Origin of the sequence: Arenimonas sp. MALMAid1274 (assembly GCF_049195245.1) — a bacterium.
Lineage (GTDB): Bacteria > Pseudomonadota > Gammaproteobacteria > Xanthomonadales > Xanthomonadaceae > Arenimonas.
Genome location: NZ_JBMIRR010000021.1, coordinates 150,117 through 162,564, shown reverse-complemented (window position 1 = coordinate 162,564; position 12,448 = coordinate 150,117). Strand labels below are relative to the sequence as shown.

Annotated in this window: 13 protein-coding genes and 1 tRNA gene; 11 read left to right on the top strand and 3 right to left on the bottom strand. The window is 70.1% G+C overall.

The window, feature by feature from the left end; genetic code table 11:
* Positions 1–7 precede the first annotated feature (7 nt).
* Positions 8–1,192 carry a 2-methylaconitate cis-trans isomerase PrpF gene (prpF, locus tag ACOQFR_RS02185; protein WP_421378033.1) on the top strand — a complete coding sequence of 395 codons (1,185 nt, stop codon included), beginning with the start codon at positions 8–10 and terminating at the stop codon, positions 1,190–1,192.
* Positions 1,192–1,731 (top strand): hypothetical protein, encoded by a 540-nt coding sequence (locus ACOQFR_RS02180; RefSeq protein WP_421378031.1) that lies wholly within the window; start codon positions 1,192–1,194, stop codon positions 1,729–1,731. Before prpF ends, ACOQFR_RS02180 begins: the two co-directional genes overlap by 1 nt.
* A gap of 27 nt (positions 1,732–1,758) precedes the next feature.
* Here the strand turns inward: ACOQFR_RS02180 and ACOQFR_RS02175 are convergent, their stop codons facing one another.
* On the bottom strand, positions 1,759–2,640 hold the full coding sequence (locus ACOQFR_RS02175) for an SDR family NAD(P)-dependent oxidoreductase (RefSeq protein ID WP_421378029.1): 882 nt from the start codon (positions 2,638–2,640) through the stop codon (positions 1,759–1,761).
* Positions 2,641–2,866: 226 nt separating this feature from the next.
* On the opposite strand from ACOQFR_RS02175, the gene ACOQFR_RS02170 reads away from it, so the two are divergent.
* From ACOQFR_RS02170 to ACOQFR_RS02145, 6 genes are all read left to right on the top strand, one after another.
* On the top strand, positions 2,867–4,111 hold the full coding sequence (locus ACOQFR_RS02170; RefSeq protein WP_421378026.1) for an HlyD family secretion protein: 1,245 nt from the start codon (positions 2,867–2,869) through the stop codon (positions 4,109–4,111).
* A complete protein-coding gene (locus ACOQFR_RS02165) occupies positions 4,108–6,231 on the top strand; it encodes a peptidase domain-containing ABC transporter (RefSeq protein ID WP_421378024.1) in 2,124 nt (707 codons plus the stop codon). The genes ACOQFR_RS02170 and ACOQFR_RS02165 overlap by 4 nt, the downstream gene beginning before the upstream one ends.
* A 167-nt stretch (positions 6,232–6,398) precedes the next feature.
* Positions 6,399–6,821: a YciI family protein gene (locus ACOQFR_RS02160; protein ID WP_421378022.1), complete on the top strand. Its 423-nt coding sequence runs from the start codon at positions 6,399–6,401 to the stop codon at positions 6,819–6,821.
* A gap of 13 nt (positions 6,822–6,834) precedes the next feature.
* Positions 6,835–8,097: an RNA polymerase sigma factor gene (locus tag ACOQFR_RS02155; protein WP_421378020.1), complete on the top strand. Its 1,263-nt coding sequence runs from the start codon at positions 6,835–6,837 to the stop codon at positions 8,095–8,097.
* 43 nt (positions 8,098–8,140) lie between these two features.
* Positions 8,141–8,548 carry a VOC family protein gene (locus tag ACOQFR_RS02150; protein ID WP_421378018.1) on the top strand — a complete coding sequence of 136 codons (408 nt, stop codon included), beginning with the start codon at positions 8,141–8,143 and terminating at the stop codon, positions 8,546–8,548.
* A 57-nt stretch (positions 8,549–8,605) separates the two neighbouring features.
* Positions 8,606–9,295 carry an SDR family oxidoreductase gene (locus tag ACOQFR_RS02145; protein ID WP_421378016.1) on the top strand — a complete coding sequence of 230 codons (690 nt, stop codon included), beginning with the start codon at positions 8,606–8,608 and terminating at the stop codon, positions 9,293–9,295.
* A gap of 44 nt (positions 9,296–9,339) precedes the next feature.
* Here ACOQFR_RS02145 and ACOQFR_RS02140 read toward each other — a convergent pair whose 3' ends face one another.
* Complete coding sequence (locus tag ACOQFR_RS02140) at positions 9,340–10,539, bottom strand: hypothetical protein (RefSeq protein ID WP_421378014.1); 1,200 nt, start codon at positions 10,537–10,539, stop codon at positions 9,340–9,342.
* 119 nt (positions 10,540–10,658) lie between these two features.
* Positions 10,659–10,735, bottom strand: a tRNA-Met gene (locus ACOQFR_RS02135).
* Positions 10,736–10,878: 143 nt separating this feature from the next.
* On the opposite strand from ACOQFR_RS02135, the gene ACOQFR_RS02130 reads away from it, so the two are divergent.
* The 3 genes from ACOQFR_RS02130 (at position 10,879) to bfr (ending at position 12,335) form a co-directional block, all read left to right on the top strand.
* A complete protein-coding gene (locus tag ACOQFR_RS02130) occupies positions 10,879–11,436 on the top strand; it encodes an RNA pyrophosphohydrolase (RefSeq protein WP_421378012.1) in 558 nt (185 codons plus the stop codon).
* A 95-nt stretch (positions 11,437–11,531) separates the two neighbouring features.
* Positions 11,532–11,735, top strand: coding sequence for a (2Fe-2S)-binding protein (locus ACOQFR_RS02125; RefSeq protein ID WP_421378010.1), 204 nt, complete (start codon positions 11,532–11,534; stop codon positions 11,733–11,735).
* A 129-nt stretch (positions 11,736–11,864) separates the two neighbouring features.
* Entirely contained in the window at positions 11,865–12,335 is a 471-nt protein-coding gene (gene bfr, locus ACOQFR_RS02120; RefSeq protein ID WP_421378008.1) for a bacterioferritin, read from the top strand.
* Positions 12,336–12,448: the final 113 nt, after the last annotated feature.

Genomic DNA, 12,448 nt, shown 5'->3' with positions numbered 1-12,448 from the left:
CCCCACGATGACCCACGCGCCCCAGCTCCGCATCCCCGCCACCTACCTGCGCGGCGGCACGTCCAAGGGCGTGTTCTTCCGGCTGCAGGACCTGCCCGAGGCGGCGCGCGTGCCTGGCCCGGCGCGCGATGCGCTGCTGCTGCGCGTGATCGGCTCGCCCGATCCCTACGGCAAGCACACCGACGGCATGGGCGGCGCCACGTCCAGCACCAGCAAGTGCGTGATCATCTCGCCCAGCAGCCAACCCGGCCACGACGTGGATTACCTCTACGGCCAGGTTTCCATCGGCAGCGCCTTCGTGGACTGGAGCGGCAACTGCGGCAACCTCAGCACCGCGGTGGGGCCGTTCGCCATCGCCCAGGGTTTCATCGACCAGGCGCGGCTGCCGCGCGACGGCGTGTTCCCGGTGCGCGTGTGGCAGGCCAACATCGGCAAGACCATCATCGTGCATGTTCCGGTCACCGGCGGCGAGGTGCAGGAGACCGGCGACTTCGAGCTGGACGGCGTCACCTTCCCCGCGGCCGAGATCGTGATCGAGTTCGTGGATCCGGCCGAAGAGGGCGATGCGGAGGGCGGCGGCGCGATGTTCCCGACCGGCAACCTCGTGGACCGGCTGGACGTGCCGGACGTGGGCAGCTTCGACGTGACCATGATCAACGTCGGCGTGCCCACCATCTTCGTGGACGCCGAGGCCCTGGGCTACAGCGGCACCGAGCTGCAGGACGCCATCAACGGCGATGCCGCGGCGCTGGCGCGGTTCGAGGCCATCCGCGCGCACGGCGCGGTGCGCATGGGGCTGATCCAGGACATCGGGCAGGCGGTGCAGCGCCAGCACACGCCCAAGGTCGCCTTCGTGGCGCCGCCGGCCGCCTACACCGCCAGCAGCGGCAAGCGCGTGGAGGCGCGCGACATCGACCTGCTGGCGCGCGCGCTGTCCATGGGCAAGCTGCACCACGCGATGATGGGCACCTGCGCGGTCGCGATCGGCACCGCGGCGGCGATCCCCGGCACCCTGGTGAACAAGGCGGCGGGCGGCGGCGAACGCAACGCGGTGCGCTTTGGCCATCCCAGCGGCACGCTGCGCGTGGGCGCCGAGGCCAGCCAGGTGAACGGGCAGTGGGTCGTGCGCAAGGCGGTGATGAGCCGCAGCGCGCGTGTGCTGATGGAAGGTTTCGTGCGGGTGCCGGGCTGATGGTCCGCGCGCTGCTGGTCGCGCTGTGCCTGCTGCTGGCCGCATGTTCGGCCAAGCCCGAGCTGCGCGATTTCACGCCCCCCGGCCAGGCCTTCGTGGTCGGCATGCCGGGCGCGCCGCGGCACGAGCAGCAGACCGTGGACACGCCTGCCGGCAAGATCACCACCCACCTGCACGTCGCCGAATTCGACGACGTCGTGTACGCGGTGAACTACCTGCCGATGCCCGAGGCGGCCGTGCAGGCGATGCCGCGGATGGGTACGCCGGAGGCGCTGGCGCACGGGCGCGCCAGCCTGATGGCGTCCGCGCCGGGCGCGACCCTGCTGCGCGAAAGCTTCAACACCGCCCGCGTCGGCGCCAGCAACCTGGCCACCGGCAACGAGTACGCGCTGCAGATGCCGGGCGGGGCGACGATGACGGTGCGCCAGTTCGTGCACCGCGGCGTGTTCTACCAGGTGGCCACGACGGTGCCGGTGCGGCCCTCGTACAACCAGGAGCTGTACGCCGAACGTTTCCTGGATTCCTTCAGGCTCGACTGAGGCCGCGCACGCCGCCCCGTCGGGCAATCAGGCGGACGGGAATTCGAAGCCGCCCTTGCGCAGTTCGTGGCGCGCCTGGTCGAAGCCTTCCGCGGGCACCGTGTCGCCTTCGCGGTCCGACAGCGCCTGCCATTGCGCCAGCAGGTCCTCGGCGGTGGCGGGCGCATCGCCCAGGTGCAGGCCGCGGGTCAGCGTGACGTGCACCAGTTCGAAACTGCCCGCGCCGGCGGCGACGATGGCGCGGGTCGGGGCCTCGTCGCACACCAGGGCCAGCAGGGCAGGACTGACCAGCTCCGGCCGCAGCTTCGCCAGCTGGGCTTCCGGCAGGATGCCTTCCATCATCCGGGTCGCGGCGGTAGGCGCCAGGCAGTTGACCCGGATGCCGTACTTCGCGCCTTCCAGCGCCAGCGTCTGCGCCAGGCCGACCAGGCCCATCTTGGCGGCGGCGTAGTTGGCCTGGCCGAAGTTGCCGAACAGGCCCGAGGACGAGGTGGTCATCACGATGCGGCCGTAGGCCTGGGCGCGCATGGTCTCCCACACGGCCTTGCTGCAGATCGCGGCGCCCATCAAATGCACGTCCAGCACGGCCCGGAAGTCGGCCAGGTCCATCTTGGCGAAGGACTTGTCGCGCAGCATGCCGGCGTTGTTGACCAGGATGTCCACGCGGCCCCAGGCCTGCAGCGCATCGGCCACCATGGCCTGCACGAAGGCCTCGTCGCTGACCGAGCCGATGGCCGCGCGCGCCTGGCCGCCGGCGGCGACGATCTCCGCCACCACGGCCTCGGCGCCGGCGCCCAGGTCGTTCACCACCACGCGCGCGCCGCGTTCGGCCAGCAGCAGGGCATGGGCGCGGCCGAGGCCGCCGCCCGCGCCGGTGACGATGGCCACGCGGCCTGACAGGTCAATCATTGGGACGCTCCAGACGCTTCTGTTCCCGTCGATTCTGGCGGCCTGCCGCGTTTGCGTCCATGACCTCAGGCTGGCGGTGTTCGTCCTTTGCTGGCCGCAGCCGGGATCCACCTACGCACGGGACTGGCGGATTCGTACCTATTCCATGCCAGCTGCCACCTCTTCGATGAAGCGCAGCTGCTGATAGTTTCCAGCGAACGCTGATTCTTCTCCATGCGGAATCGCCATGACCCAGGACCTGTTCCGCAAGCAAGCGCTGCAGGCGCGCCAGCATCGCTGGCTCGGCGGCATCGTGCTGGCGCAGCCGCTGCGGCTGTGGTTTCTCACCGCGGGCGCCGCGCTGACCGCGGTTTCGGTGCTGCTGTTCCTGGTGCTGGCCAGCTATACCCGTCGTTCACACGTGGTGGGCCAGCTGGTGCCGGTGGCAGGCCTGTCCACGGTGCTGGCGCCGGCCACGGGCGTGGTAAGCCAACTGCCGGTGCGCGAAGGTGCGCGCGTGCAGGCCGGGCAGACGCTGGCCGTGTTGAATGTGCCGCGCGCCACCGTCGCGGGTGGCGACACGCAGTTGGCACTGGCCACGCAGCTGGCACGCCGACGTGCCGGTCTCGATCGCAACCGTGCAGCCCTCGAGCAGCGGCTGCAGGCCCAGGCCCGCGGCCTGGCCCGACAGCGGGCCGCGGCCCGCAACGAAGCCACGCAGCTGGACGACGAAATGCTCACGCGCCGCCGGCAGCTGCGCCTGGCGCAGGAAACCCTGGCGCGCCTGCGCGAGCTGCATGGCCGCCGCTACGTGACCGACCAGCAGCTGCGGCAGCAGGAAAGCGCCGCACTCGAACAACAGGCGGCGCTGCAGATCCTGCAGCGCCAGGCCGCGTCCTCGCGCCGGCTGCTCGCCCAGCTGCAGCAGGCCAGCGACGAACTGCCGGGGCAGCGCGAAGCGGGCGCCGCCGCCTTCCAGCGCGACCTCGCCCTGCTGGAGCAGGAGGCGCTGGAGATGCAGGCCCGCGGCGAGCTCGCCATCACCGCGCCGATCAGCGGTGTCGTCGCCACCACGCTGCTCAAGCCGGGCCAGGCCGTGCAGGTGGGACAAGCGCTGGTGAGCGTGCTGCCCGGCGACGGAAAACTCGAGGCCGAACTGCTGGTGCCCAGCCGCGCCATCGGCTTCATTTCGCCGGGCGACGCGGTGCTGCTGCGCTACCAGGCGTTTCCCTACCAGAAGTTCGGCCACCATCGCGGCCACGTGGCGCGCATCAGCCGCAGCACCGTGCAGTCCGGCACGCCCGCCGCGGGCGAACCCTACTACCGGGTCAACGTCACCCTGCAGCGCCAGGACATCACGGCCTACGGCCAGCCCGAGCCCTTGCGACCCGGCATGCTGCTCGACGCCGACGTGCTGGGCGAACAACGCCGCCTGATCGAGTGGGTGCTGGAACCGCTGTACTCGCTGCAGGGCAGGGTGGACGTACGATGAAACCGGTGCTGCAGTCGGAAGCGGCCGAATGTGGACTGGCCGCGCTGGCGATGGTGATGGAGGCGCACGGGCTGGCCCTGGGCCTGCCGGAAATGCGTCGGCGTTTCCCGCTGTCGCTCAAGGGCGCCCGGCTGGGCCAGCTGATCCAGGTGGCGCAGCAGCTGGGATTCAGCGCGCGCCCGCTGCGGCTGGAGCTGGACGAGCTGGGCCAGCTCAAGCGGCCCTGCGTGCTGCACTGGGACCTCAATCATTTCGTGGTGCTGGCGGCGGTGGGCAAGGCAAAGGTGACCGTGCTCGACCCGGCCTTCGGCGAGCGGCGGCTGACCATGGCCGAGGTCTCCCGGCATTTCACCGGCGTGGCGCTCGAGCTCGAGCCCACGGCTGCGTTCAAGCCGCAGAAGGTCGCGCCGCACGTGCCGATGCGCCAGCTCACCGGCCCGGTCCGTGGGCTGTGGCGCGCACTGGGCCAGGTGCTGCTGCTGTCGCTGGCGCTGCAGGTGTTCGTGGTGCTGGCGCCGTTCTTCCTGCAGACCGTGGTGGACCAGGTGCTGGTGTCGGCCGACCGCAGTCTGCTTGCCGTGCTGGCGCTGGGCTTCGGCCTGGCCATGCTGCTGCAGGTGGCGGTGGCGATGCTGCGCGGTTGGTCGGTGCTGTACCTGTCGTCGCGGCTGGGCCTGCAGTGGATGGGCAACGTATTTGCGCACCTGCTGCGACTGCCGCTGGACTACTTCGAGAAGCGCCATCTGGGCGACATCACCTCGCGCCTGGGGTCGGTGCAGGCGATCAAGCGCACGCTGACCACCAGCTTCGTCGAAGCCATCATCGATGGTCTGATGGCGCTGGTGACGCTGGGCATGATGCTGCTCTACAGCGCAGAGCTGGCGGGCGTGACCCTGCTGGCGGTGGCGCTGTACCTGGGCATCCGCGCGCTGGCGTTCCGGCCACTGCGCGACGGCACCGAGCGGCAGCTGGTCGGCGCCGCGCGCCAGCAATCCCACCTGCTGGAATCGCTCCGCGGCATGCAGAGCCTGAAGGTGGCCGGCCAGGAGCCGCTGCGGCGCGCCACCTACGAAAACCTGATGACCGACACCGTCAATGAGGAAGTGCGGCTGGGCCGCCTGGGCCTGGGCTTCAGCGGCGCCAGCCAGCTGGTGTTCGGCGTCGAGCGCATCGCGGTGATCTGGATCGGCGCGCTGCTGGCGCTGCAGAACGTGTTCTCGGTCGGCATGCTGATCGCGTTCCTGGCCTACAAGGACCAGTTCGCCCAGCGCATGGCCGGGCTGATCGACAAGGGGATCGAATTTCGCATGCTGCGCCTGCACGGCGAGCGCCTGGCCGACATCGTGCTGAGTGAACCCGAGGACGATGCGCCGCGGCCGGAGGTCGCGCCACCGTCGTCGCCGCGCATCGTGGTCGCAGGCCTGGGCTTCCGCTACGCCGAGGGCGAGCCCTGGGTGATCCGGGACTGCAGTTTCACCGTCGAGGCGGGGGAATCGGTAGCGCTGGTCGGTGCCTCCGGCTGCGGCAAGACCACGCTGGTGAAGCTGATGCTCGGGCTGCTCAAGCCGACGCAGGGCCACGTCAGCATCGGCGGGCTGGACCTGCAGCAGGCCGGGCCGCAGGCCGTGCGCCGCATCGTCGGCGCGGTGATGCAGGACGACCCGCTGTTCGCCGGCAGCCTGGCCGACAACATCGCCTTCTTCGATCCGGACCCGGACCCGGTGCGGATGGAGGCGGCCGCGCGGCTGGCCGCCGTGCACGACGAGATCCAGGCGATGCCGATGGCCTACCACAGCCTGATCGGCGACATGGGCAGTTCGCTGTCGGGCGGGCAGAAGCAGCGCGTGCTGCTGGCGCGCGCGCTATACCGGTCGCCGAAGCTGCTGTTCCTGGACGAGGCCACCAGCCACCTGGACGTGAGGCGCGAGCGCGAGGTCAACGAGGCGGTGAAGCGCCTGCGGCTGACGAAAGTGATCGTGGCGCACCGGCCCGAGACCATCCGCAGCGCCGACCGCGTGCTGGTGGTGGACGGCGGCCGGGTGGTGCGCGAACTGCGGCCGGACGGGGCTCCCGCCGCCCCGGCCGCGCCGGACGCGGCCGCGAACGTCGCCTCCGCCTGAACCCCAGCCCGCGTCTCCGGGCTGCGGTAGGCTTGTCAATCAACCCCTTGGCCCCGGCCCGGAAAAAATCCAGGAAATTTCCACCGTCCGTGTCGAAACGGCGCCCGCCCGTTCGTCGACTTCAGTACAGGGCGATGCGGCCCTGCCCACCCGACCAGGAGAATCCCATGCGCGTCATCGTTTTCGTCAAAGCCACCGCCGACAGTGAAGCCGGGCGCATGCCCCCGTCCGAGTTGATGGAGCAGATGGGCAAGTTCAACGAAGAGCTGGTGGACGCCGGCATCCTACTTGCCGGCGACGGCCTCAAGCCCACCGCACAGGCCAAGCGTGTGCATTTCGACGGCAACACCCGCACCGTCACCGACGGCCCCTTCACCGAGACCCGCGAACTCGTGGCTGGCTACTGGCTGTGGGAAGTGAAGGACATGGACGAAGCCGTGGCCTGGGTGAAGCGCTGTCCGAATCCGATGTTCGGCCCGAGCGACATCGACATCCGGCCGCTTTACGAGATGGCGGATTTCGAGTCGATCATGACGCCGGAAGCCGAGGCCGTGCACCTGCGCGTCAACGACAAGATGGCTGGCCTCTGAGCGCGAGCCGCGCGTGACCGAAGCCGCCACCCGCCAGGCCGTCGAGGCCGTGTTCCGCATCGAGCGACCGAAGCTGATCGCCGGCCTGGCGCGCCTGCTGCGTGACCTGGACGCGGCCGAGGAACTGGCGCAGGACGCCTTCCTGGCCGCGCTCACCGACTGGCCGCAGGGCGGCATGCCGGACAACCCGGGCGCGTGGCTGATGACCACCGCCCGGCGCCGGGCCATCGATGCCCTGCGCCGGCGCAAGCTGCAGGCCGAAAAACTCGCCGAACTGGGCGCCGAACCGGAACCCGCGGCGCCCTTCGCCAGCATCGACGACATCGAGGCCGCCATGGACCATCCCGTCGGCGACGAGCGCCTGGGCCTGATCTTCACCGCCTGCCATCCGGTGCTGTCGCCCGACGCGCGCGCCGCGCTCACCCTGCGCCTGCTCTGCGGCCTGGCCACGGCGGAAATCGGCAGAGCGTTCCTGGTGCCCGAGGCCACCATCGCCCAGCGCATCGTGCGCGCCAAGCGCACGCTGGGCGAGTCGGGGCTGGCCTTCGCCCTGCCGGTGGCCAGCGAGCTGCCGCAGCGCCTGGGCTCGGTGCTGGAAGTGGTCTACCTGATCTTCAACGAAGGCTATGCCGCCACCGCCGGCGACGACCTGGTGCGGCCCGCGCTGTGCCAGGAAGCGCAGCGCCTGGGCCGCGTGCTGGCGCGGCTGATGCCCGACCAGCCCGAAGTGTTCGGCCTGCTGGCGCTGATGGAGCTGCAGGCCTCGCGCCTGGCCGCGCGCGCGGACGCCGACGGCAGCCTGGTGCCGATCTCGAGGCAGAACCGCGCACGCTGGGACCACCTGCTGATCCATCGTGGCCTGGCGGCGCTGGCGAAAGCCGAAGCGCTGGGCGGCGAGCGCGGTGCCTACGCGCTGCAGGCGCGCATTGCCGCCTGCCACGCCAGCGCGCGGCGCTTCGAGGACACCGACTGGCCGCGCATCGCGCGCAGCTACGACACGCTGGCGCAGGTGCTGCCTTCGCCCATCGTCGAACTCAACCGCGCCGTGGCCCACAGCCTGGCCTACGGCCCCGAGGCCGGGCTGCGGCTGCTCGATGCCATCGCCGAAACGCCGGCGCTGCAGGCCTATGCACCGCTGCCGGCGGCACGCGGCGATTGCCTGCTGCGCGCCGGCCGCGTGCTCGAGGCACGGGCCCAGTTCGAACGCGCCGCGTCGCTGGCGCAGAATGCCCGCGAACGCGACTTCCTCAGCGAGCGCGCACGCCAGTGCCACTGAGTTCCGACACGCCCACCCCCGCCATCACGCCCAGGAGCACCGCATGAGCCGCATGATCTTCGTCAACCTGCCCGTCGCCGACCTCAAGGCGGCCATCGCCTTCTACGCCGCGATGGGCTACACCCAGAACCTGCACTTCAGCGACGAAACCGCCGCCTGCATGGTGTGGAGCGAGGCCATCCACGTGATGCTGCTCACCCACGACAAGTGGCGCAGCTTCACCTCGCGCCCGATCCCGCCGGCCAGTTCCAGCGAAGTGCTGCTGGCGGTGTCGCTGGACAGCCGCGAGGACGTGGACCGGCTGGCCGGCGTGGCCGCGCAGCACGGCGGCACCGCCGACATCAATCCGCCGCAGGACCACGGCTTCATGTACAGCCGCGCCGTGACCGACACCGATGGCCATGTGTGGGAACTGTTCTGGATGGATCCGGCGGCCGTTCCGCAGGACTGAGCCCGGCGCACGCGGGGGCCTGCGATACTATCGGCATCGATAGTCCGGGAGACCGCCATGCAGCTCAAGGGAAAGACCATCGCCGTCACCGGCGCGTTCGGCATCCTCGGTACCGCCGTGGTGCGCGAACTGCTGGCGCAGGGGGCGGCCGTGGCCGCCATCGACCGCGCCGACGCGCCGCGCGATCCGGGCGCGCTGGGCGCCGCCACGCGGCACGGCGGCGTGGACCTGGGCGATGCCGCCGCGGCCGCCGCGTGCTTCGACGCGATCGTGGCCGCACATGGCGGCCTGCACGGCGTGGTGAACATCGCCGGTGGTTTCCGCTGGGAGAAGGTGCCCGGCGGTTCGCTCGACACCTGGGACACGATGTACCAGCTCAACCTGCGCACCGCCGTGGCCGCCTGCCAGGCCGCGCTGTCGCATCTGCCCGACGGCGGCCGCATCGTCAACATCGGCGCCAACGGTGCGGTGAAGGCGGGGGCCGGCATGGGCGCCTACGCCGCGTCCAAGGCCGGCGTGGCCCGCCTGACCGAGGCGCTGGCCGAAGAGCTGAAGGACCGCGGCATCACCGTCAATGCACTGCTGCCCAGCATCATCGACACGCCGGCCAACCGCGCGGACATGCCCGATGCCGATGCCTCGCGATGGGTGCAGCCGGCGCAGCTGGCCGATGCGATCGTGTTCCTGCTTTCCGATCGCGCCAGTGCCATCACCGGCGCGCTGATTCCGGTGGTTGGCCGGGTCTGAGCGGGGCCGCGTGTCCGGACGGTCCTGGCGGGAACGCGCCGGCGCTAACCGGCCGGTGAAGCCGTAGCCGGCGGCATCGTGCCGGTCGCTTCGCCCGTGGCCGCATCCTGCTGTTCGTCGGGCAGTTGGTCGGGTTCATCGTCCGCGGCAGGCTCGGCCTGCGCCAGGTCGAATTCGGACAGCGGGCTTTCGGCCGGGCAGTCGGCATCGGGGAAGCCGAAGTCGCCGCGCAGCGCCAGGCCGCAGCTGTTGAGCTGGTCCAGGTCGCTGTCGTGTTCGCGGCATTTGCGGTCGAAGGCGCGGGCGAAGGCGTCGCGCCGCGACACGAAGTCCATGCCGCATTCGCGCTGCAGGCGCAGGCGGTCCAGGTCGTCCTGGGCCGCGTTGACGCCGTCCAGGCCGTAGCGCATGAGCTCGTCGTCCGACAGCATGCGCAGGCTGCGGTTGGGCACGGCCATCATCAGGTCGGCCACGTCCACGCTGGAGCCGTTGCGTTCCAGGTAGTCGCGCACGCGCTCGTGCACCACGCGGAGCTCGGCGTTGAGTTCGGCGCGCGTGGTGGCGGTGGAGCTCATGCGGATCAGGCGGTGGATGCCCACCTGGCCGGTAATGCGGCGCACGTCGCCGGCGCTGAGCACGAACACGCAGGCGCTGTGGCACATCGAGTCCTCGCGCACCCACAGCGTCCAGCGCGAGGCGGCGATGAAGTCGCCGGCGCGGATGGCGTCTTCCACCAGGCCGCCGGTGGAGTCCAGGTCGAGCACGCGCTTGCGGATGCCCAGGGCGTCGGCGACGCGGGTGACGCGTTCCACCAGCGCCGCGAAGTCGGAGGTGACGCGGCCGTCGTAGCGCAGGCGCAGCACGCCGCGCTCGGCGCAGCCGGCCAGCGCCGCGTCCAGCGAGTCGCGGTCGAGCGACTGCAGCGGGTCGCCGTCGCCGTGCTGCGAATAGTCCAGCGTGCAGCTGAGCCAGGCGACGTCGGGCGCAAGTGCGACCGGCGACCAGTCGATCGGGTCGGTGCGCGGATCCTTGTTCGCGGCTGGAGCGGGCTTGGCCGGCTCCGGCGCGGGCGGCTCGGGGGCCATGGGCGCGACGCTGATGGCGCCGCTTTCATCGGCGACGGGTTCCACCTTTGGCGGCGGCTCTGCGGCCGTGGCGGGCGCGGTGTCGGGCTGGCAGCCCGCGGTCGCGAGGACGAGCACCAACACGCAAGGGAGGGTTGACCAACGAGTGAGCGAACGCATGACCGAAGCCTAGCATCGCCGTCCGAACACCCTCTGAATGGGCGCGTACGGGTCGGCAGGACGTCACTGGATGGCGAGGCGCGCGGAGTGGCGGAAGGCCAGGCGCGTTGCTGTGCGAATGGTGGCTATGGGTGGACTCGAACCACCGACCTCAGCATTATGAGTGCCGCGCTCTAACCGGCTGAGCTACATAGCCACTTGGCGAAACGGCCTGTCCATTGCAGACAGGGCCGCGAATTTTGGGCCGTCGCGCCCCGGCTGTCAATCCGGCTCCGCCCCGCTTGTGGGCGTCCTCGGCGCTGTGGCAGTCTGGCTCCAGTAGATTTTTGGAGTCCGATCGTGGTCGATCCGGACGGGTACCGCCCCAACGTGGGCATCGTCCTCATGCATGCGGACGGACGGCTGTTCTGGGCCAGGCGGGTCAACCGGGACGGTTGGCAGTTTCCGCAGGGCGGCATGAACACCGACGAGACGCCGCTGGAGGCGATGTTCCGCGAGCTGCGCGAGGAGACCGGGCTGCTGCCCGAGCACGTGGACGTGCTGGGCTCGACGCCAGGCTGGCTGCGCTACCGCCTGCCGCGCCGCTGCGTGCGCCGGGGCAACCGGCCGGTGTGCATCGGCCAGAAGCAGGTGTGGTTCCTGCTGCGCATGACCTGCGAAGAGCACGAGGTCCGTCTGGACCTGACCGACAAGCCCGAGTTCGACAGCTGGCGCTGGGTGGATTTCTGGTACCCGGCCGAGCACGTGGTCAGCTTCAAGCGCGAGGTCTACGTGCGCGCCCTGCAGCACCTGGCCCCGCATGCCCGGGCCGTGGCCGGCGATACCGCCGTGCCGCCCTGCGGGGAAGGGGTTCAGGCCCTGCTGCCGCCGGTCGCCGTGAGTCGCGGGCGCCGCTGAGACGGGCCCGCCGCCGGGTCTTCGGGCCGGGGCGAGTTGACAATCATTCGCATTCAGGGTGAAATGCGAACCGTTCCCATTACGAACGGGCTGCCATGTACGTCTGCATCTGCCACGGAGTCACCGACCAGGACATTCGCCAGGCGGCGGATGCCGGCTGTGCGTCCGTGACCGAGCTGACCATGCGTACCGGCCTGGGCAGCGGCTGCGGCACCTGCAGCGAGATGGCCGGCGACATCCTGGCCGAAAGCCGCGCGGCGCGGGTGTTCCCGCTGGCGGTCTACGCGGTCGCGGCCTGACGGCCAGCGGTCTGCAAGCACCCTGCGCGGGCTCACGCCGCGGGGATGCAAACGAAAGCAATTCCTGTTTCCGCATCGATCCTTCGATGGGGCTAGGCTGGCATTCCATTCCACCCAGCGGAGGCCGCCATGAAAGGTGACGCCAAGGTCATTGCCCACCTCAACAAGGCGCTCTACAACGAGCTGATCGCGATCAACCAGTACTTCCTGCATGCCCGCATGTTCAACAACTGGGGCCTGAAGGAGCTCGGCGAGCACGAGTACAAGGAATCGATCGACGAGATGAAGCACGCCGACAAGCTGATCGAGCGCATCCTCTTTCTCGACGGCCTGCCGAACCTGCAGAACCTGGGCAAGCTCTTCATCGGCCAGTCGCCGAAGGAAGCCTTGGAGTGCGACCTGAAGCTGGAGATGCAGGCGGTGCCCGACCTCAAGGCCGGCATCATCGACTGCGAGTCGGTGCACGACTACGTGTCGCGCAAGCTGCTGGCCGACATCCTGGAGTCCGAGGAAGAGCACATCGACTGGCTGGAAACCCAGCTGGCGCTGATCGAGCGCGTGGGCGAGCAGAACTACCTGCAGTCCAAGATGGGCAGCTGACCCGCGGCCCGGAGAAGAAGAAGGAAGAAAACATACCAGGTATGTTTTTGTGGAAGGCCAGGTCTTCGCCCGGTTTCCCATAAAAACATACCTGGTATGTTTTCTTCCTTCTT